Source organism: Gillisia sp. Hel1_33_143, assembly GCF_900104765.1.
Lineage (GTDB): Bacteria > Bacteroidota > Bacteroidia > Flavobacteriales > Flavobacteriaceae > Gillisia.
Window position 1 is genome coordinate 1,025,386 of the sequence record NZ_LT629737.1, and the last position, 20,971, is coordinate 1,046,356.

Genomic DNA, 20,971 nt, shown 5'->3' on the forward strand with positions numbered 1-20,971 from the left:
TTACTGAATTATCACTCTCTTAACGCGCTGAGAAATTCCGGTAATAAGTTCGTAAGAGATCGTATTTCCTGTTTCAGCAAAATCTGTAGCCGGTTGAGGTCCTCCAAATATAATTACTTCATCTCCATCTGTACAATCAATCCCGGTGATATTTATCATTAACATATCCATACACACATTTCCGATAATAGGTGCATACTTACCATTAACAATTACCCCTGCTCTTCCATTTCCATACTGGCGATTTATTCCATCTGCATGACCTATAGGCAATACGGCGATCTTTGTTTTATCTGAAGCGATAAATGCTCTATTATATCCCACAGATTCTCCTGGTTCAATATTATGAATTTGAGAGATTATAGTTTTTAAGGTTCCTATTGGCTTTAGGTGTTTAGAGACTTCACTATCATTTCCAAATCCATAAAGGCCAATACCACTTCTAACCATATCATGAGCAGCTTCAGGATAATTCATAATTCCGGATGTATTGCATAGATGTAATAAAGGTCTGTAACCTAAAGCTTCTACGAGCTTGTGTGCCATATTTCTAAATTTATTGATCTGCCCTAAAGTGAATTCTCGTTCTTTCCAGTCTTCACTTGCTGCTAAATGAGAGAAGATGCCTTTTACTTTTATAGCACTTGTTTGGGAAAGTAACGTTAAAACCTCATCCAATTCTACTTCGTCGAAACCAAGTCTGTTCAGGCCTGTATTCAGTTTTAGATGAACAGGGTAATCTTTTACTCCTAATCTTTCTGCCGTCTGTATGAATTCTGTTAATACAAAATGGCTATACACACTAGGTTCCAGACAATGATCAATTACTTCTTCAAAATTTACAGATTGCGGATGTAATACTAGAATAGAATTCTCTATTCCTGCCTTACGTAAAGAAATGCCTTCGTAAGTATATGCTACCGCAAAATAATCTACACCAAGTTCACTTAATTTTTGAGAGATTACTTCTGCTTTACTTCCATAGCCATAGGCTTTTACCACTGCCATGAATTTTACATCTTTGGGAGTTTTAGAACGTAGATATTTATAATTATGAGCCAATGCCCCTAGATCTATTTCAAGGGTTGTTTCTCTCGTTTTATTTGTCAAAATCTAATGTTTTTTAGGATCTATAGGTTGAGCGCTGTTTACAGGAATATTTTTTATGCGTTCTTTAAGCATTGCTTTATAATAAGCACCTCTGCTTAAAGGCTCATATTCTTCATTTTCACCAAGAAATACAAGATCATCATTCACTGCTTTTCTGTAGCTAAATTGTGCGAGATTTCCGGTTCTTGTACATACTGCATGAACTTTAGTTACATATTCTGCGGTGGCCATTAAATTAGGCATGGGGCCAAACGGATTTCCTTTAAAATCCATATCTAGTCCTGCAACTATTACCCGCACTCCTCTGTTGGCAAGATCATTACAAACCGTTACGATCTCATCATCAAAGAATTGAGCTTCATCTATTCCAACCACATCACAACCATCTGCCAGTAATCTAATATTAGAAGCAGAGGGAACAGGTGTAGATCTTATTTCGTTAGAATCGTGAGACACCACCATTTCTTCGTGATATCTTGTGTCTATTGCGGGTTTAAAGATCTCTACCTTTTGTTTTGCAAATTGAGCTCTTTTTAATCTACGTATCAATTCTTCGGTTTTACCGGAAAACATGGAGCCGCAGATTACTTCAATCCATCCAAATTGCTCTTTGTGATTTACTGTATTTTCGAGAAACATTTTGTAATTTTCAGTGCCGAATAGGAATAGTTCCTATTTCGCATAAAGTTGACACAAATTTATTAAAAATACAACCTGCCTCAAGGCTAGGTTCTCTAAATTTGTGAACTATGAAGCAAGAATTTATTACAAACGTAGTTTTATAAATTGGTAAAATAATTGCAATTGTAAGCTTACACTGTTCTACTTAACTTAAACACAACCTGTGATGAAAAATAAACTTGAAGCCGAATTGAAACAATTGGCTAAGAAAATATTTGAAAATAATACCCATCAATCTGCAACAGATCTTAAGCATCTAGCTAAAGATCTATATGAAAAATTGACCATTTTATCTTTTACAGAAGAGAATTTAGCTTCATTTCAAGAAACAAATTCACCTGAAAATAAACAAGAAGAGCCGGGTATAGTTGAAGCAGAATATAAAGCTCCAATCGAGGAGGAGCATGAGCAAAAAGAGGTTTTTGCAAGAGTGGCAGAATCGGTACATGAAGAAGTTAGAGCAGAAGAAAAAGATGAGTATCTACCTGATGGAACAGAGTATAATGATGCTGAAGCCATTACAGAGCCAAATACAGAAATGATAAAAGACATTGTAGCTCAAATGCCTCCTGAAACGGAGAATGTAGATAGAATGCTAAACAATGTGATGTCTAGAAATACTACTGTTGCTAGAACAGAAGCTCCAAAAGAGCACGATAAAACAGATTTTAGAAATATAGGAGTAGATTACGATAATCTTCCAAGTTTTGAACCGGTTAAGAAAAATGAAAAAGAACGTCCTCGTTCTTTAAATGACAGACTTAAAAAAGGTATTAATATTGGATTGAACGAAAGACTAGCATTTATACGTCATTTGTTTGATGGAAATGCTTCAGATTATAATAGAGTGATCTCTCAATTAAATACTTTTGATTCTTTAGAAGAGGCCAAAAAATTCATCCAGTTGGTAGTAAAACCAGATTATAAGAAATGGGTAGGGAAAGAAGATCATGAACAACGATTCATGGAGTTGGTAGAAAATAAGTTCAATCATTAGATCTCAACCAGACCAATAACAATTTTATGGCAAAACTTTTTTTAGTGCCAACACCCATTGGTAATCTTGAGGATATGACCTTTAGGGCTATTAGAGTTCTTAAAGAGGTAGACTATATCCTGGCAGAAGATACCAGAAATAGCGGTAAACTTTTAAAACACTTCGAGATCAACACTCCTATGCATAGTCATCATATGCATAATGAGCATAAAACAGTAGAAACCATTGTTAGAAGGATTCAGGGTGGAGAAACTTTTGCATTAATAAGCGATGCAGGAACTCCTGCTATTAGTGATCCAGGTTTTTTATTAACTCGAGCTTGCGTACAGGCGGGAATAGAAGTAGACTGTTTGCCAGGTGCTACTGCATTTGTACCTGCGCTTGTAAATAGTGGTTTCCCAAATGATAAGTTTGTGTTTGAGGGTTTCTTACCTGTCAAAAAAGGTAGGCAAACCAGATTAAAGCTTTTAGCAGAAGAAGATAGAACCATCATCTTTTATGAATCTCCTCATAAGCTTATTAAGAGCTTAGCACAATTTGTAGAATATTTTGGGGAAAACAGGCTAGTTTCTGTTTCCAGAGAGATAACCAAACTTCACGAAGAAACTATTCGTGGTACTGCAAAAGAAGTTTTGGAATATTACACCAATAAACCTCCAAAAGGCGAAATAGTGGTTGTGGTACAAGGGAAGGCTTAAATGCAACAACTTTTAAATACTATTAGGCAATGTGAGGTTTGTGTAAAACATTTACCCCGCGGCCCACGGCCTATCATTGAAGCCTCTGTAGATTCTAAGATTTTATTGGTTAGTCAGGCACCGGGAAGAGTAGTGCATGAATCTGGTATTGCCTGGACAGATCAAAGCGGAAGAAAGTTAAGGGAATGGCTCGGTGTAGATGAAAACACTTTCTTCAATACTTCCAACTTTGCCATATTACCTATGGGATTTTGCTATCCCGGAAAAGGAAAGACGGGAGATCTTCCTCCAAGAAAAGAATGTGCGCCGCTATGGCATGAGCAGGTATTTTCAGAACTTCAGAATATAAAGTTGATCATTCTTATAGGCTCTTATGCCTCTTCTTATTATCTTCCTGAAGAAAAAACTAATCTTACTCAAAAAGCAGCAGATTTTGAAGAGCATCTACCCAAATATTGGGTGGTTCCACATCCATCCCCGGTAAACAGATTTTGGCGAGCTAAAAATCTATGGTTCGAAGAAAGCGTTGTACCTCAACTTCAGCAAAAGATTGCAGATATATTAAAATAATTATTTTCTAGAGCTATTCAGATTAATTGAAATTTTAATGATTTCATTTATAAATTACTGAATACTAGTTTTTTTAATAAATAGATCTGCCGATTGATCCCTAAAATTTTAATATTTTAGTATCCTTCCCTAACAAGGCTATATTTAAGGAGTCCTATTACCTTTGTGATCAATTTAAATCTTAAGAATTTATGCGCTGGACATTAAAACCTAAACCCGATAGTGAAACTGTCTCTCAACTTGCATCAAAACTTGGAGTTGAAAAACCTATTGCTTCTTTATTGGTTCAGCGAGGAATAGAAACTTTTGATGAGGCTAAGAAATTCTTCAGGCCTTCTTTAGAAGATCTTCATGATCCTTATTTAATGAAGGATATGGATCTGGCGATTGATCGAATTGAAAAGGCGATAGAAAATGGTGAGAATATCATGGTTTTTGGAGACTATGATGTAGACGGAACTACCAGTGTGGCGTTACTTTCATCTTTCTTGAAAAGTTTTTATCCAAATGTTGCAACCTATATTCCGGATAGATATGAAGAAGGTTACGGAGTTTCTTATAAAGGAATTGATTTTGCTGCCGATAATGATATTACACTAATCATTGCCTTAGACTGCGGAATTAAAGCCATAGATAAAGTTGCCTATGCTTCAGAAAAGGGAGTAGATTTTATAATATGTGATCATCACCGCCCCGGAAATGAAATCCCTAAAGCAGTAGCTGTATTAGATCCAAAGAGGGATGACTGCGAATATCCTTATAAAGAACTTTGTGGTTGCGGGGTAGGGTTTAAATTAATGCAGGCTTGGGCGATAAAGCAAGAATATCCATTAGATACTCTTTTGCCTTATTTAGACCTAGTAGCTACTGCAATTGGTGCAGATATAGTTCCTATTACCGGAGAAAATAGAGTGCTAGCTTACCATGGTTTACATGTTATTAATACCGCTCCAAGGGTTGGGTTTCAGGCAATATTAGATCAGGTAAAAAAAGAAACGCTTACAATAACGGATGTTGTCTTTATACTCGCGCCAAGAATAAATGCTGCCGGTAGAATGAAACATGGATTACATGCCGTGAATTTGCTTGTAGAGGATGATGTAGAAACTGCAAAACAATTTGCAGCAGAAATAGAATCTTATAATTCAGACAGAAAGAACGCAGATAAAACAATAACAGTAGAGGCTTTAGCTCAGATCGAAGATCTAGAAGAAAAGGAGCGCTTTACAACAGTGGTATATCAGGAGAATTGGCATAAAGGGGTAATTGGAATTGTAGCTTCCCGCTTAATAGAAACCTATTATAGACCTACCTTGGTCTTTACTAAAAGCGGAGAGAAACTAGCAGCTTCTGCAAGATCTGTAAAAGGTTTTGATGTTTATGACGCCTTGGAAGCGTGTAGCGAACATATAGAACAATTTGGAGGTCATAAATATGCTGCAGGGCTTACGCTACACGAATCTGAATATGAGAATTTTAAGCGAAAATTTGAGGAAGTGGTAGCGGCAACTATAGAAAAACATATGTTGGTTCCGGAAGTTTCTATAGATACCGAGTTAAATTTGGTAGACATCACTCCAAAATTCTATAGAATTTTAAAGCAATTTGCACCGCATGGGCCGGGCAATATGTCTCCGGTATTTCTTACTCAGAATTTAAAAGATAGTGGCTTTGGGAAATGTGTGGGTGCAGATGACCTTCACTTAAAGTGTAAAGTTAAACAAGGTAATAGTGCATTGTCTATAGATGCTATTGGTTTTAATCTTGGTCCTAAGTGTAATTTGATCACTAATGCTCAAATTTTCAAAGCAGCCTATTCAATAGACGAAAATGAATGGAATGGTAATATTTCTCTTCAGTTGAAATTAAAAGATATAAGCGATTAAAAGTTAAAATGAAATTAAGAACTGGATCAATTAATTTGCTCCACTTTAATTTCCGAAATTTAGTACCTCACCAAATATCATCAAAATGAAATTTAATATTACACTAGCAGCTTTGCTGTTATTTTTGAATCTTTCTGCTCAGAAAAATGATTACAAAGTAAATTCTCCAGATGGGAATATAAAGGTTTCTTTTAATCTCAATGCTTCAGGGGAACCCTATTGTTTTATCTATCATAAGGATAGCAAGGTTATAGATACTTCTTATATGAGCTTTGATCTTAAAGACGCTCCTTCGCTCTCTAAAGATTTTAAAGTAGCAGATGTTCAAAGTTCATCATTCAATGAAACCTGGGAAATGCCATGGGGAGAGCAATTAAAGGTGGTGAATAATTATAATGAACTAGAGCTGAACTTACAGGAAACTTCAAATTTTAAAAGAAAAATTACCATTGTTTATAGAGTTTTCAATGATGGAATTGGCTTTAGATATGAATTTCCAAAACAGGAGAATCTACATGAAGTTGTAATAACAGATGAGAATACAGAATTTGCCTTAACAGGAGACCATACTGCATTCTGGATTCCAGGAGATTGGGATATTTACGAGCATTTGTATAATACCTCGAAGGTTTCAAAAATTAATGCAACAACTTTAAGAGATAACCCGAACTTAGGAAAGCATTCTTATATTCCTGAAAATGCTGTGGTAACTCCAGTAACCATGAAAACAGATAATGGACTTTATTTAAGTTTTCATGAAGCTGCCTTGATAGATTATGCAGGAATGACCTTAAAAGTAGATACGATTAATTTTAAACTTAGCAGTGAGTTGGTAGGTTCTGATATTACGGGTTATAAGGTAAAAAGAGTTACACCATTTAATACTCCTTGGAGAACTATTTTGATCACAGAAAAAGCAACTGAACTTATAGACTCCAAAATGATTTTGAATTTAAATGAACCAAATAAACTGGAAGATGTTTCCTGGTTTAAGCCTACAAAATATACCGGTATCTGGTGGGAAATGCACTTAGGTAAAAATTCTTGGGATATGGCTTCTGGAATTCACGGAGCTACCACTCAAAATGCAAAAGATAAGATTGATTTTTCTGCTAAAAATGGAATAGGAGCCATGTTGGTTGAAGGTTGGAATACTGGATGGGAACATTGGATTGGTTTTGAAGACAGGGAAGGAGTGTTCGATTTTGTAACTCCGTATTCAGATTATGATCTAGATGAGGTTGTAAGATATGGTAAGAGAAAAGGAGTGAGCATTGTAATGCATCACGAAACTTCTGCAGCTCCAAGAACTTATGAAAAGCAATTGGATACAGCATATGCTTTGATGAAGAAATATGACATGCATGTGGTTAAATCTGGATATGTAGGGAAGATCATTCCTAAGGGAGAATATCATCACGGGCAATGGATGGTAAATCATTACAATAATGCAGCTATTAAAGCAGCAGATTACCAAATTGCTGTAAATGCACATGAGCCAATAAAAGCAACAGGATTAAGAAGAACATATCCGAATATAATTTCAAGAGAAGGATTACGTGGACAAGAATTTAATGCGTGGGCCAGTGATGGAGGAAACCCTCCGGAGCATTTACCTATTGTTGCTTTTACCAGAATGCTTGCCGGCCCCATAGATTTTACTCCGGGAATATTTGATATTAAATTTGATAAATACAAGCCGAACAATCAGGTAAATACTACGCTTGCTCAACAATTGGCTTTATATGTAGTAATTTACAGCCCTATTCAAATGGTACCAGATCTAGCTGAAAATTATGAAAATCAGCCGGGATTCCAGTTTATTAGAGATGTAGTTACAGATTGGAAAAAGACAGAAGTCTTAAACGGAGAAATAGGAGATTTTGTAACTATTGCCAGAGAAGACAGGAACAGCGATAATTGGTTCTTAGGAAGTATAACAGATGAAAATGCTAGAGACTTGGACATAGATCTAAATTTCTTAGAGGAAGGAGCTAAATATTCTGCTACTATTTATGAAGATGGTAAAAATGCACATTGGGATAAGAATCCAACATCTTTAAATATTAGAAAATTTGAAGTAACTAAAAATGACACTTTAAAATTAAAGTTAGCTGCCGGGGGTGGAGCTGCGATAAGTTTTATGAAGAATAAATAATCTTGAAATTGCCTGAAATGGCAGTCCTTTAAGAAAATTAGTAGTTAAGGCTGGAGTTTCTTCAGCCTTAATTCATTTCCGTCAAATTCTGCATAGGTATAGAAATTGATCCAATCTCCTGTATTTACATAGGTTGAAGTTTCGTTGAGCTCTATTTCTAAAGGCAAATGTCTATGCCCGAACAAGAAATAATCATAATGCTGAGATTCTAATTTTCTGCGGCAGTATTGAATTAACCATTCTCCTTCTTCCCCTAAAAATTGCTGATCTTCTTCTCCCGATATTAATTTATTCTTGATAGAAAGATGTTGCGCTAACGGAACTCCAAGATCTGGATGCAACCAACGGTAGAACCATTTAGAAACTGGATTTGTAAATACCTTTTTCATTCTTTTATAACCGTGATCTCCAGGTCCAAGCCCATCACCATGTCCAACTAAGAATTTCTTATTGTTAAATTCAAACTTTTGTGGCTTGTGATACACGGGGATGTTCAATTCTTTTTCAAAATAATCATCCATCCACAGGTCGTGATTTCCAACAAAGAAATAAATTGGAATACCACTATCTCTAATTTCTGCTAGCTTTCCTAAAGTTCGTACAAATCCCTTTGGAACAACGTGTTTATATTCAAACCAAAAGTCGAAAAGATCTCCTAATAAGAAAATTGCAGCTGCATCTTCTTTGATCTCATCCAGCCATTTTACAAACTTCTTTTCACGAGATTTGCTGGCTTCCGGTGTGGGAGCGCCAAGGTGATTATCGCTAGAGAAATAAACTTTTTTTCCTGCTGGAATGTTCATAAAATGAGAATGAGATGTAAATATAATTAATTTGGTGTATTTGAATACTTATAAGAAAGTGCGCAAGGGATGGCAGCGACATCCCCCGATTTTTATCGGGGATATAGCGAACAGCCCGACCCTATAGGGATGCGCCCTAAGAATTATCTGAAGCATACCACTCTGCAAAAGAAGAGTCTGTTTCCTGAAGTTTTAACGAGTGCAATTGAATATGACCCGGTAGATTTTTCTTGATCTTTTCTGCAAAATCTATCACCATGTTCTCACTGGTGGGTTGGTAGTCTACCAAGATCACATTATGATCTCTGTTTTCTAGCTCCTTTGCAAGTTCTACATGAGGAGTATTTTTGTTGAAAACAGTGGCATGATCAAACTTGTCTACAATTTCAGACTTCACGATCTTTTTGAGATCTCCAAAATCTATCACCATTCCGTATTTAACATTGTTGGTATCTAGAATTGGAGTTCCAATTACGGTAACGCTTAGCTTATAACTATGGCCATGCACATTCTTACATTTCCCATCATATCCATATAATGCGTGCCCTGTTTCAAAAGAAAATTGCTTGGTGATCCTGATCTTGCTCATACTATAAATTTGCAGCAAAGATAATAGTTTTTGTCGGCTTAAATTTTAGATACAAGCAAAGCTTTCCCGATGTATATTTGTAGGCTTTATTAACTCTAATTTGGAGTTTAAATTTCTAAAAGTTTTTGCTATAATTTTTAATATGACCACAACCACCACCTCAGATCTGGAATTATTTGAACAACTAGAATTTAGAGAAAATCCGCTCTACGAGAAGATCATTTCTGATATTTTAGAAAATCAATATAGCATAGTTGAAGACTTTTTTAGTTTGGAAGAAGTAGCAGAACTAAGACAATCTCTTTTAACCAAATATGAAGAAGACAACTTTAAGAAAGCAGCTATTGGGAATAGGGTAAATGAAACCATAGAGAAATCTGTGCGTGGAGATTTTATTTTGTGGATGAACGAAGCCAATGCAGAACTTTTGGAGAAGCATTTTTTTGCTAAGATCAATTCTTTGGTAGACTACCTTAACAAGACGTGTTTCTTAGGAATTCTTCAAAAAGAATTTCATTATGCTTTATATCCTGAAGGCACCTTTTATAAGCGGCATTTAGATACCTTTCAAAATGACGATAGAAGAAAGTTGTCTATGGTTTGTTATTTAAATGATGAAGACTGGAAACCTGAAAATGGGGGAGAGTTGGTGATCTATAAAGACGAAAATGGCGAGGAGAAAGAAACAAAGATCTATCCTTTTCCCGGAAGGATGGTGATTTTCGAAAGTCAGATCTTAGAACATGAAGTGAAACCTGTAAAAACTCCAAGAATGAGTATTACAGGATGGTTAAAGACCCGATAATTATTTTTTAAGTTTTTGGTATATAAAGACACCAACCAAAACAAGAGCGAGAATGATTCAAAGCCCCATTCCGCTTAAAAACGTAAAAATATCAAAGGCTTCTTCGCTAACCGGAACTTTATTTTGTATCATTATTTATGTTTGTTATAATAGGATCTGGAATAAAGGAATATTAGCAATAAAAGCAGCACCATTCCTAAATAATACTTGTTGGCATCTATAAATTCCCAGAGCGTAAATCCCCATTGTTCATCTCCAACGGCGGGTTTATCTTGAGGTAATTCGCTTTGCTGTATCATATTTATAATATTGAATTAACATTCTTTACTGCTTAAGAGGGAATAATACATTAATTGTAGAATTATTGTCTCTCTGTACTTTACAATTGCTCCAGCTATTAAGTGAATAATTTACATCTCGACTATTCTCGATTTGAACTTGTTGGTATCGAGCTTACCTAAAGTAGCCTTTATCTTGAGGGAAGATACTAAATAATAGTATCGCTAGCTTTATTTTTTAAACTTAGAAAGTGCTTGTTTTGTAAAGTCAGAAAGCACTAATTCTCCACTAATAGCAGCTCTTTTTTGAAGTAAATCGTCCCAATCTTCGGTATTTTCCCAAAGCGTACGTTTCATTTCCAACAAAGCTTGTGGATTATAGGATGCCAGTTTTTCACTAAACATTTCAATTTCCTCATCTAGATCTTTAATAGATTCGAACACTTTAGCAAACAATCCTTTTTCTTTTGCCCAATACGCATTTTTCCATTCGTGAGCAGCTAAAGTTAGTTCTGCCAACCCAGAAACTCCTATTTTACGCTCTACGGCTGGTGCTATTACAAAAGGCCCAATACCTATAGTAAGTTCAGAAAGCTTTATAGAGGCCGCCTCTGTTGCCATAGCGTAATCGCATGCGGCAGCAAGTCCAACTCCTCCGCCAACAGTTTTACCTTGAATTCTTCCTAATATAAGTTTCTTACAAGATCTCATAGCATTGATCACCTTCGCAAATCCAGAGAAGAACTGTTTTCCTTGTTGTAAATTTTCTACCGCCACCAATTCATCAAAAGAAGCGCCTGCACAAAATGCTTTTTCTCCTTCAGATCTTAATATAATAACGTTTACGGTATCTTCTGTAGATAATCTAAGAAGTTCCTTCTCCAATCTGTCTAAAAGTTCTGATGGGAATGAATTACTTGCAGGATGTCCAAATTCTACAGTGGCTATCTTATTTTGAATTTTGGTATATAAACTTCCGTTCTCTCTATTGGTGGTCATGATTCTCAATTTTATCAAATGTAGTGATAATGCGCAAAATTGCACAATTCAGAACAGCTCGCAAGATGTAAGATCCTTGTAATGTATTGATTGTGAGTTTAAATCTAATTTCTAGAAAAATTTTTATTTTTGTGCGCAACCTTTTGAAGGTATAAGGTCATATAAGTAAAGAAATCTATTATACACCAAACTTTAAAAAATGAAAAAACTAATTTTACTATTTGTGAGCACCTTGATCTTAACTAGTTGCAATGTAGATGATGATGGGCCTAAAACTTTGTTAACTCCAGCAGAAGTATCTGAGATAGACGTGCCAGATTATTTTGAAAACGGAAAAACTTACGAGATAGATATAGTGTATCTGTTGCCAGATGCATGCCATAATGCGGCGGGTATTAACGTTCAAAGAGGAAGCAATAGCAATGGCGAAAAAGAATGGCGTGATATCTATGTTACTGGAGTTGCTTCTTATGATTCTAATTTATCTGAATGTAATAAGGATGCTACTAATACAGAACTAGAAAAAGATGGTTCATTTAAGATCACAATTCCTATGAATGATGAGCAATCTTATACGTTCTTTCTCTGGACTGGGGTAGATACAGATAACAAGAATATTTATACCGAAGTTGTTGTACCAATTGGGAAACCAGAAGATGCAGCACAAGCTGTTTGGAGTAATTAAGATTCTAAAACGAGTATCGCATAAATCTAAGCAAAGCAAAAGCTATTTCTGGAAAACTCTAGAACAGCTTCTGCTTTGCTTTTTATTTAAAAATTAAACCTCTTTATTAAGATATTTTCTTCTGAATTTTATTACTAAAGCGCTACTTCTAAGAAGCATCCAGCAGAAGAATGCTATCCAGATGGCGTGCAGTTTTAGTCCGAAATGATCTGCTATTAAAAGAACGGGTGTAAACACTAAAAACGTAGCAACTAGCAGTAGATTCCGAAGATATTTAGCTTCTCCCAAACCTTTAAAAATTCCGTCGAACATAAAAGCGATGGCATTTACGGGTTGCATAACTAGAACAATCCAGAAAACAGAAGAGAACAATACTAATACACTGGCTTCTTTGTTGAATAAAAGTCCGATCTGGTCATAAAGCAAGAAACAGATTCCCATTAATATAAAAGCTATTAGCACTGCGTATTTGCTGATCTTTTTACTGAGCTCCCACAAACTTTTATAATCTTTAGATCCTAATAATTTCCCGCCAATTGCATTTCCGGCATTTGCATAGCCATCTATAAAAAAGGAAAAGAATAACCAAATATTCATTAAGATGCTCTGGGCTGCAATATAATTTTTCCCGTATCCGGTTGCGTAGGCATTGGCTAAATAAATGGCGAAATTCAAGGCGGCTGTTCTTACAAACAAGTTGGCAGCCATAAGCAATAGTCCTTTCATTCTAGGGTTGATGGTGAAACTCAGCTTTAAATGAAAAGGTGTTTTTTTGAAGAAGAACCATAAAGCCATGATAAGCATGACCAACTGCGCAGCTAAACTGGCATAAGCAGCTCCTTTTAAATGCATTGGTTCCAAATATCCATCAATACCATATACCAACAAATAATCTAAAGCTACATTTACCACCGCTCCCGTAAGACTGCATTTCATGGCCCAAAGTGTATTTTGAAGTCCGCGAAAAACTCCAAAAATTGCAAATGTTACCAAAGTTAAAGGATAGCCTAAAGCCCTTATTTGATAGTAATCTTCAGAATATTGAAGTATCAATCCATCGGCATTATATGCGCTAAAAATAGAATGCGCAAAGAAAGCAGTTACTCCATAGATTACAAAGCTAAGTACCAAGTTAAAAGCAATTGCTTGTGGAATAAGAGTTTTAACAGCGTGTAATCTATTAGCTCCTAAATGTTGAGAAACAATGGCAGAAATAGCGGTTTTGGTTTGAGCCACGATCCAGATAATAGCAGAGAGAAAAGAACCAACAATTCCTGCGGCTGCTAAAGCTTCTATTGGGTGATCTTCTACATTTCCAATAACAGCAATATCAGTTAATGAAATAAGAGGTTCGGCAATTCCGGCGATAATTGCAGGAATAGCGATGCGATTGATATTCTTAAAACTTATGGCAGTGCTCAAGGTCTAATTTATATGCTAAAGTTAGTGCTTATAATACCAATTCATAACAATGAAAGGGATGCGTGCTTTGTTTAGGGAAAAAGATGTCGCCTAATTTCTGATATCCACGAGCTTCATAAAAACGTTGATTTCTTTTGTTCTGACTAAAAGTGTCTAATCTAACCGATTCGTAATTATTTTCTCTGGCAAAATCTTCTGCAAAATTCATTAATTTTTTACCGTAGCCTTTTCCCCAAGTTGCAGGATCTGTAGCTAAACGATGTATATAAAGATTCTTAGAATTTGCGGTGAGCCAAGAAATAGGAATGTATTCTTCGTCCATAATATGGGTTAGAACTATAATTCCTAAGAGCTTATCATAATTTTCTAAAACAAATAACTCATTATGATCAACATCAAATTCTAATTTTTTTAAAGAAGGGTAGTGTTCATTCCATTGAAAGATCCCCTTCTCTTGCATCGCAAGAGCACAAGCTTCGGTTAAACTTTTAATATTTTGAAGATCGCTAGAAGTAGCTAATCTAATTTGTGATGAATCTTTCAAGCGGCAAATCTTTAAGGTCCTTAAAAATAAAAAAACCACCCTAAAAAGAGTGGTTTTATGTGGAGAATATCGGAGTCGAACCGATGACCTTTTGGCTGCCAGCCAAACGCTCTAGCCAACTGAGCTAATCCCCCAAAATCGAATTCAAAGATAGTTAAAAAAACAAATGCTGAAAATGTTATTTACTTTCTTTGAATTCAACAAGTTTTATAAAATTAACCTTCGGTTGCTCTCAAAAGTTCTTCTTGTGGAGTATCCATAAATTCTCGGGTTTTTTCTAGAACGTATTTAAAATCTTTCGAAACCTCAGGTTCATTCCATGGATGTGTAATTCCATATACGTGATCTGCATTTTCTACCAATAAAAGTTCTGAGAAAGTACTCCATTCAAACAGTTTCCCTGAAGCACTAATAGGCACCGCAACATCACTGCTTCCGTGTACTATTAATAATGGAATTTCTAAGGCTTTAGCAGCTCTAGATATTGTAAGTCGCTCCTCGTTCTCTTTAAAATTGGTGTAGAATTGATAGTGATGTGGTAATTTTTGATTGGTTCTGGTATTTAAAATATATCGCACCCCTTTCTCCTCCCATTTTTCTAATTCTTCTTCTTCAGGGAATCTTTCTCCAAAGTCGCTTACAGATGAAAAAGTAATCAGTTTATTTATTCTATTTTCCTCTGCAGCTTTAATCACAACAATTCCGCCTCCTCGAGAATGTCCAATTAGGCCAATGTTAGATGGGTCTATTTGTTGAGCACAGTTAAAATCTGGCAATAAAATATGGTCTATCATAGATTGAAGATCATCTAGTTCTTTAATATAATTATTTTCACCAAAAGCTTCAGTATCTAAGAATTCGGTAGGATTCTCAGGTGTTGTTCCGTTATGTGAAAAGTTGAATTTCACAAAGAAATATCCAGCTTCTGCAAAATATTCGCCCATTTTATCCCATGCACCCCAGTCTTTAAAACCTTTGTAACCGTGGCAAAAAATCACTACCGGTTTAGGTTTATCTTCTGAAGAATAAAAAATGTCAGTTAAAATAGGCTTAACATGCTTGCCTTTAATCTCTATATTTTTCTGCTTAGTAATTTCCATAAATTTTAATTTCTTTTTCATAAAATGCAGTTTCCGGATCACAAATTTCTAAGATCAACTTCTTGAGTTGTGCTTTGAAATTTAACAGCGTATCTGCATTTACAACGTTATTTTTAATTGTTTTTTTTCCTTGAGATTCTTTGATACCGAATTTTAAGAACCCCTCTTTTAGATTCTTAAAAGAGATCACACCAGCTTCGGCATCTACTGTAGTTGGTTGGTTTTCTAATAAAATAAGTGCATACATAAGCACTTGAAATGGTTTTGAATACTTGTCGTAATCTGTAGTAATATCTTCCCAATTCGTAATCTCCAACTGACTTTGTATCACTTTCCCGGTCTTGTAATCTATTATACGTAATATATCATTAGAAATATCTACTCTGTCTACCATTCCACCAATATTAACCGGATAGTCTAGTTCTGGAATATTCAGGCTAGCCGTTAACTTCGTTTCAATCTCTTTGACCTTTATAGATCTACCTGCTGCCAATTCTTTAATTTCCATTTTAAGGAAATTGGTTACATATCTTTTTACAACTTCTAAAATAAGTAAATTCTTCCCCTTAGATAACGGTATCTTACTATAGGTTTGATGAAACTGATGTTCAACCTCTTCTGGAGTTCTCTTAATAAAATCTTCTAAATGTTCTTTTGAGAGTTCTATCTCAATTACTTCTTTGTAAAACTTTTCTAAAGTATCATGAACGATGGTTCCTAGCGTATTATAAGCTACAGTTTCTTCCACTTCCTCCTTGTCTCTTATGCCAAGAATATACTGTTTATAGAAATCTAGAGGGTTTCTTATATACGTGGTTAAGGCAGAAGGTGAAAATCCTCTATTTGCAAGCTGTTCTAATTTCTCAAGGATCTCCGGTGTTTTTTGAATTACCTGAAGTTCATTGTGTATAGCCGGTACTTCAGGAATAACAACAGAATGTTTAATATTATGTAGTGGCTCATTATCTATTTCTAATTGAATTAAAAATCTACTTTTCTCACCGCCCATATTGCTATCTGTATCTGTATTGTGCAACAAGTATACCTTTTTCGCCCTTTGTAGTAGATGATAAAAATGGTAGGTATATACAGCATCCTTTTCTTTATAAGTAGGGAGATTGTAGGTTTTCTTAAGCTCAAATGGAATAAAGGAGTTATTGCTCTTTCCTGCAGGAAGTGTTCCTTCATCTACAGAGGTTAAAATAACCGTGTCAAAATCCAAAACCCGAGATTCTAACATTCCCATTAATTGGAGGCCTTGGAAGGGTTTACCTTGAAAATCTAGGGTTTGAGTACTAATTAGTTCCTTAAAAAAATGATGCAGTGAGGAAACAGATTTTATATGCGGATAATTGCTAACCAGTTTCAGCAGTTCTTCAACAACCAGGTGATAATGGTATAGAAACTCCAAATTGATCTTATCTTCATCTTCTTTTATCTCTGCCTTGAACCATTTAATTAAATTACTAAAATCTAATAATATTTCTTTTGCTGAATTGTTATGTGAAGGAAAACAATGAGCTATTTTCAAACCAGTTTCATCTGTGAAAAGTTCTAAGATCTGTGTTTTGGATAAGTAAAGAAGATTGTTAGATTTAATATGTTGAATGGCAACTTCTGCTTCCTGTTTAGAAGCCTTCATGATTATAGAATTGCTAAATACGGAGATCACATCCTTATGATAGTAATTCTCATTTCCTGCCTTTAAAATATCAGAAAGCTTTTCAAATAAAGAAGAAAATGGACTATACTTAAGAGGATAGCCCATAGTGATGTTTAGGGCATCTATATTTTTTGGCATTGCATTCAACATAGGTAATAATAATCCCTCATCTCCTAATACTACTGCGGTAGAATTTAATTCTGAAGGAGTAAGTTGAGATAAGATCTCTCCTGCATATTTTGCCTGTCCTATACTTTTAGGAATTCCAATAATTTCGATCTGTTTTTCTGTTCTATAATGTGAGCTTACACGTTCTAGTTCTTCAGATTTATAGTAGGGCCAGGATTGAGCATATTTTCGAATAAATAGAGATACATCATGATCTGGATCTTCAAAATGTACTTGGTCTATATCCCAGAACACCTTGGCTTTCTGGTCTAACATCTGCTGAAATATTAATTGTTCTGCAGAGTTAAGCGCGTTAAATCCTATAAAAACATAATTTTGTGCATATTCTTTAGCAAAGGTCGCAGCCTTTTCTGAGGCTTGCCTATAAACTAAACCTTGATATGCTTCTTGTTTTATTAGAAGTCTGGATTTAAGTTCTGTATAATATTCGGGTAGTTTTCTCCAGAAACTTAGGTAATTTTTTACAAGATCTGTTTGGTTGTCTTGTAGAGACCAATGTTCATTGTCTTTTATAGCAGAGAGATAATTGAAGATTGCATCAGGAGGTACTAAATATCTATCTATTTCATTGAAATCATGAATAAGTGTCTGAGCCCAGTTGCTAAAATTTTCAAAATCTTCTGCTTGTTCTTTGGGTGTAAGAGATAAGTATACAGAATAGAATTCAAAAAGTGTAGCGGTGGTATCTAAGGTTTTAAGTTCTGAAAGTTCTTCTGCAAATTCTTCAATACTTAAGATAGCTGGTGAGAATACCGGTTTTGTATAGCATCCGGCTATTTGCTTTTTTAAATAAGCTCCGGCTCTTTTACTAGGAAGTATAAAAGTAAGGTCTGGTAAATAATGACCTTCTTTTTGAAGGTTGGCTAAGATTTCAGAGATGAATGATGTCATGATCTAAAAATAAAAAACGCCCCGATAAATCGAGGCGTTTTTATTAAAACTTTAGAAATATATTCTATTATTCTTTATCAGCGCTAGCTTTCATTTCTTTGTCTTTATCTAAAGAAATTTCAACACGTCTGTTATCTTGTCTTCCTTTTGCAGTTTTGTTAGTTGCAATTGGTTTAGTTTCACCGTAACCTTCAGAAGTTAATCTGTTAGCAGGAATACCAGCAGAGATCAAGAATTCTCTAACAGAAGCAGCACGCTCTTTAGATAATTTCATGTTGTAAGCATCACTACCTTGGCTATCTGTATGTCCACCAATGTGGAAGATAGTTTGTGGATACTCATCCATAATATCAGCGATAGATTTTAAAGCTGAACCAGAGTCAGAACGGATTGAAGCTTTATTCAAGTCAAACAATACAGTTTTAGAATACTCATTCAATTCAGAAATAACTTCTACAGTTGGCTCAGGACAACCGTTGTTAGCAGCAGTTCCTGCAACATCTGGACATTGGTCATCTTTATCTAATACACCGTCACCATCCTTATCTTGGAAAGGACAACCGTTATTTTCTTTTGGACCAGCTTCGTTAGGACATTCGTCTTCACTATCTTTTACACCATCACCATCAGCATCAGGACATCCATTCATTTCAGCTGAACCAGCTACAGTAGGACATTCATCTTTATTGTCAGCAATACCGTCACCGTCAGTATCAGGACATCCATTAAACTCAGCTAAACCAGCTTCGTTAGGACATTCATCTTTACGATCTTCGATTCCGTCACCGTCAGTATCAGGACATCCGTTAAACTCAGCTAAACCTGGAGTTTCAGGACATTCGTCATCTTTATCATATACTCCATCTCCGTCAGTATCTTTACCACCGAATACGAATTTAACACCAGCAGAATGCTGTAAGTGAGACATAGCGTCATCACTAAAAGCATGCTTGTAAGAAGACTGGATGTCTAAAGCTATGTTGTCTGTAAACCAGAAAGAGATCCCTAAACTTCCGTTTAAAGTTCCATTTCCTTCTTCATCCAACCAAGTGTAACCACCACCAACACCTACATGCGGGTCAAACCATCCGTCATTAAGTAATGCTCTTAGGCTGTAGTTTACTGTACCATCAACGGCATAGTAAGAAAGGTCATTTGCAGATTGATCACCAATTTTATCAATTTGGTTTACAGTTCCTGCTACCCCAAATACGAATCCACCACCAATATATCTGGCAACAGATAATCTTGATACTGAAGGAAGTATATTCCAGTGATCGTCGGTGTTGAAGTACTCATCTCCGAATCCACCTGCTGGAGCATCATCTCCTGTAGGGTAATAATCAACCGCATTTACGCCAATACCAATGGCCCAAGGGTTGTTTTGATCTTGAGCTTGTACAGCAGTAAAGCCAAGAACAAATAATGAAGCGAATAAAAATCTGCTAAGATGTTTCATATCTGTTAATTTAGTTTTTAAGTGTTAATTGAAACAAAAGTATGTTGTAATTCAATATTAACAAAGTTAAAAATAATAAAGTTTTCTTAATTAGCCCCCAAATACCACGTATTACAAGGGTTCTACAGTGGTAATATGCATTGACTTGTAGTTCTTATACAGATTTACCTTTATAAATTTAACAGAATAATACTTAATAATTTAATAAAAATTGAATTATTTAACAATTGTGTTTTTATGATTATGATATGACTTTTAGTTCTTTTCCAACCTTGATGAAGGCTTCTATGGCTTTATCTAAATGATCTTTAGTGTGAGCTGCAGAGAGTTGAACTCTTATTCTGGCTTTCTCTTTTGGTACCACTGGGAAGAAGAATCCAATTACATAGATACCTTCTTCTAATAATCTATCTGCCATTGCTTGAGATAATTTAGCATCATAAAGCATTACAGGTACTATTGCAGAATCTCCATCTATTATATCAAATCCGGCCTCTTTCATTCCTTTCTTGAAATAATTAGTATTCTCTTCTAATGTATCTCTTAGTGAAGTATCATGTTGTAACATTTCAAATACTTTGATAGAAGCACCAACAATTGCCGGGGCAAGAGAGTTTGAAAATAAGTAAGGTCTGGATCTTTGGCGCAAAAGTTCTATTATTTCCTTTTTACCTGTAGTATAACCCCCCATCGCACCACCTAATGCTTTACCGAGTGTTCCTGTAATAATGTCTATTCTTCCAAGTACTTTCTTTTCTTCTAAAGTTCCAATTCCTTTCTCTCCTATAAAACCTGTGGCATGACATTCATCTATCATTACCATAGCATCATATTTATCTGCCAGATCACAAATCTTATCTAATGGGGCTAATAGTCCATCCATAGAAAATACTCCATCTGTAACTATCAATTTAAAACGTGCGCCATTAGCATTGGCATCTTGAAGTTGCTTTTCAAGATCTTCCATGTTTCCATTATCATATCTATATCTTGCTGCTTTACAAAGTCTAACCCCGTCTATGATGGAGGCGTGATTTAAAGAATCTGAAATAATAGCATCTTCTTTAGATAACAAAGGTTCAAAGATTCCTCCGTTAGCATCAAAAGCAGCAGCATATAATATAGTATCTTCTGTACCGTAGAACTCTGCAATTTTAGATTCTAATTCTTTGTGTATATCCTGAGTACCACAAATAAAACGAACGCTAGACATTCCAAAACCATGAGAGTCCAAAGTGTCCTTAGCAGCTTTAACCACTTCTGGATGAGAAGAAAGACCAAGGTAGTTGTTGGCACAAAAATTTAAAACCTTTTCTCCGGTAGAGATAGTAATTTCTGCTCCCTGTGGAGATGTAATTATTCTCTCTTTCTTATAAAGACCATTTTCTTTGATCTCTTCTATTTCCTTTTCTAGGTATTCTTTTATTTTTCCGTACATATTTTC

19 protein-coding genes and 1 tRNA gene are annotated in these 20,971 nt (G+C 35.3%); 7 read left to right on the forward strand and 13 right to left on the reverse strand.

Annotation, left to right across the window (positions count from 1 at the left end; genetic code table 11):
• Both alr and BLT84_RS04545 read right to left on the reverse strand, forming a co-directional pair.
• Positions 1–1,110 (reverse strand): alanine racemase, encoded by a 1,110-nt coding sequence (alr, locus tag BLT84_RS04540; protein WP_091263193.1) that lies wholly within the window; start codon positions 1,108–1,110, stop codon positions 1–3.
• A 3-nt stretch (positions 1,111–1,113) separates the two neighbouring features.
• Positions 1,114–1,749 (reverse strand): thymidine kinase, encoded by a 636-nt coding sequence (locus BLT84_RS04545; RefSeq protein ID WP_034887077.1) that lies wholly within the window; start codon positions 1,747–1,749, stop codon positions 1,114–1,116.
• Between the two features lie 208 nt (positions 1,750–1,957).
• Between BLT84_RS04545 and BLT84_RS04550 the strand changes: the two genes are divergently transcribed.
• The 5 genes from BLT84_RS04550 to BLT84_RS04570 all read left to right on the forward strand — a co-directional run bounded on the left by BLT84_RS04550 (position 1,958) and on the right by BLT84_RS04570 (position 8,100).
• Positions 1,958–2,788 carry a hypothetical protein gene (locus tag BLT84_RS04550; protein ID WP_091263197.1) on the forward strand — a complete coding sequence of 277 codons (831 nt, stop codon included), beginning with the start codon at positions 1,958–1,960 and terminating at the stop codon, positions 2,786–2,788.
• A 26-nt stretch (positions 2,789–2,814) separates the two neighbouring features.
• Positions 2,815–3,486 (forward strand): 16S rRNA (cytidine(1402)-2'-O)-methyltransferase, encoded by a 672-nt coding sequence (gene rsmI / locus BLT84_RS04555; protein ID WP_034887075.1) that lies wholly within the window; start codon positions 2,815–2,817, stop codon positions 3,484–3,486.
• Positions 3,487–4,056 carry a uracil-DNA glycosylase family protein gene (locus BLT84_RS04560; protein ID WP_091263199.1) on the forward strand — a complete coding sequence of 190 codons (570 nt, stop codon included), beginning with the start codon at positions 3,487–3,489 and terminating at the stop codon, positions 4,054–4,056. It begins immediately after the preceding gene.
• A 191-nt stretch (positions 4,057–4,247) separates the two neighbouring features.
• Positions 4,248–5,942 carry a single-stranded-DNA-specific exonuclease RecJ gene (gene recJ, locus BLT84_RS04565; protein WP_091263200.1) on the forward strand — a complete coding sequence of 565 codons (1,695 nt, stop codon included), beginning with the start codon at positions 4,248–4,250 and terminating at the stop codon, positions 5,940–5,942.
• Between the two features lie 85 nt (positions 5,943–6,027).
• Positions 6,028–8,100 carry a glycoside hydrolase family 97 protein gene (locus BLT84_RS04570; RefSeq protein ID WP_091263202.1) on the forward strand — a complete coding sequence of 691 codons (2,073 nt, stop codon included), beginning with the start codon at positions 6,028–6,030 and terminating at the stop codon, positions 8,098–8,100.
• A 44-nt stretch (positions 8,101–8,144) separates the two neighbouring features.
• Here the strand turns inward: BLT84_RS04570 and BLT84_RS04575 are convergent, their stop codons facing one another.
• Positions 8,145–8,903 carry a UDP-2,3-diacylglucosamine diphosphatase gene (locus BLT84_RS04575; protein ID WP_091263204.1) on the reverse strand — a complete coding sequence of 253 codons (759 nt, stop codon included), beginning with the start codon at positions 8,901–8,903 and terminating at the stop codon, positions 8,145–8,147.
• 136 nt (positions 8,904–9,039) lie between these two features.
• Positions 9,040–9,492 carry a 6-pyruvoyl trahydropterin synthase family protein gene (locus BLT84_RS04580; protein ID WP_034887070.1) on the reverse strand — a complete coding sequence of 151 codons (453 nt, stop codon included), beginning with the start codon at positions 9,490–9,492 and terminating at the stop codon, positions 9,040–9,042.
• A gap of 142 nt (positions 9,493–9,634) precedes the next feature.
• On the opposite strand from BLT84_RS04580, the gene BLT84_RS04585 reads away from it, so the two are divergent.
• Positions 9,635–10,297 carry a 2OG-Fe(II) oxygenase gene (locus BLT84_RS04585; RefSeq protein WP_091263207.1) on the forward strand — a complete coding sequence of 221 codons (663 nt, stop codon included), beginning with the start codon at positions 9,635–9,637 and terminating at the stop codon, positions 10,295–10,297.
• A gap of 131 nt (positions 10,298–10,428) precedes the next feature.
• Here the strand turns inward: BLT84_RS04585 and BLT84_RS16150 are convergent, their stop codons facing one another.
• Together BLT84_RS16150 and BLT84_RS04590 are read right to left on the reverse strand one after the other, a co-directional pair.
• Positions 10,429–10,596, reverse strand: coding sequence for a hypothetical protein (locus BLT84_RS16150; RefSeq protein ID WP_172822441.1), 168 nt, complete (start codon positions 10,594–10,596; stop codon positions 10,429–10,431).
• Positions 10,597–10,806: 210 nt separating this feature from the next.
• A complete protein-coding gene (locus BLT84_RS04590) occupies positions 10,807–11,574 on the reverse strand; it encodes an enoyl-CoA hydratase/isomerase family protein (protein ID WP_091263209.1) in 768 nt (255 codons plus the stop codon).
• A 199-nt stretch (positions 11,575–11,773) separates the two neighbouring features.
• On the opposite strand from BLT84_RS04590, the gene BLT84_RS04595 reads away from it, so the two are divergent.
• Positions 11,774–12,259, forward strand: coding sequence for a lipoprotein (locus BLT84_RS04595; RefSeq protein WP_051931031.1), 486 nt, complete (start codon positions 11,774–11,776; stop codon positions 12,257–12,259).
• 93 nt (positions 12,260–12,352) lie between these two features.
• Here the strand turns inward: BLT84_RS04595 and BLT84_RS04600 are convergent, their stop codons facing one another.
• The 7 genes from BLT84_RS04600 to kbl all read right to left on the reverse strand — a co-directional run bounded on the left by BLT84_RS04600 (position 12,353) and on the right by kbl (position 20,965).
• Positions 12,353–13,681, reverse strand: a complete 1,329-nt coding sequence (locus tag BLT84_RS04600; RefSeq protein WP_091263210.1) for an MATE family efflux transporter — start codon at positions 13,679–13,681, stop codon at positions 12,353–12,355.
• A 28-nt stretch (positions 13,682–13,709) separates the two neighbouring features.
• Entirely contained in the window at positions 13,710–14,225 is a 516-nt protein-coding gene (locus BLT84_RS04605; RefSeq protein WP_231929483.1) for a GNAT family N-acetyltransferase, read from the reverse strand.
• 60 nt (positions 14,226–14,285) lie between these two features.
• Positions 14,286–14,359, reverse strand: a tRNA-Ala gene (locus BLT84_RS04610).
• An 81-nt stretch (positions 14,360–14,440) separates the two neighbouring features.
• Positions 14,441–15,346 (reverse strand): alpha/beta hydrolase family protein, encoded by a 906-nt coding sequence (locus BLT84_RS04615; protein ID WP_317039997.1) that lies wholly within the window; start codon positions 15,344–15,346, stop codon positions 14,441–14,443.
• Positions 15,312–18,068, reverse strand: a complete 2,757-nt coding sequence (locus BLT84_RS04620; protein ID WP_091263212.1) for a PD-(D/E)XK nuclease family protein — start codon at positions 18,066–18,068, stop codon at positions 15,312–15,314. The genes BLT84_RS04615 and BLT84_RS04620 overlap by 35 nt, the downstream gene beginning before the upstream one ends.
• Positions 18,069–18,135: 67 nt before the next feature.
• Positions 18,136–19,527, reverse strand: coding sequence for an OmpA family protein (locus tag BLT84_RS04625; protein ID WP_034887065.1), 1,392 nt, complete (start codon positions 19,525–19,527; stop codon positions 18,136–18,138).
• Between the two features lie 241 nt (positions 19,528–19,768).
• Entirely contained in the window at positions 19,769–20,965 is a 1,197-nt protein-coding gene (kbl, locus tag BLT84_RS04630; RefSeq protein WP_034887064.1) for a glycine C-acetyltransferase, read from the reverse strand.
• Positions 20,966–20,971 lie beyond the last annotated feature (6 nt).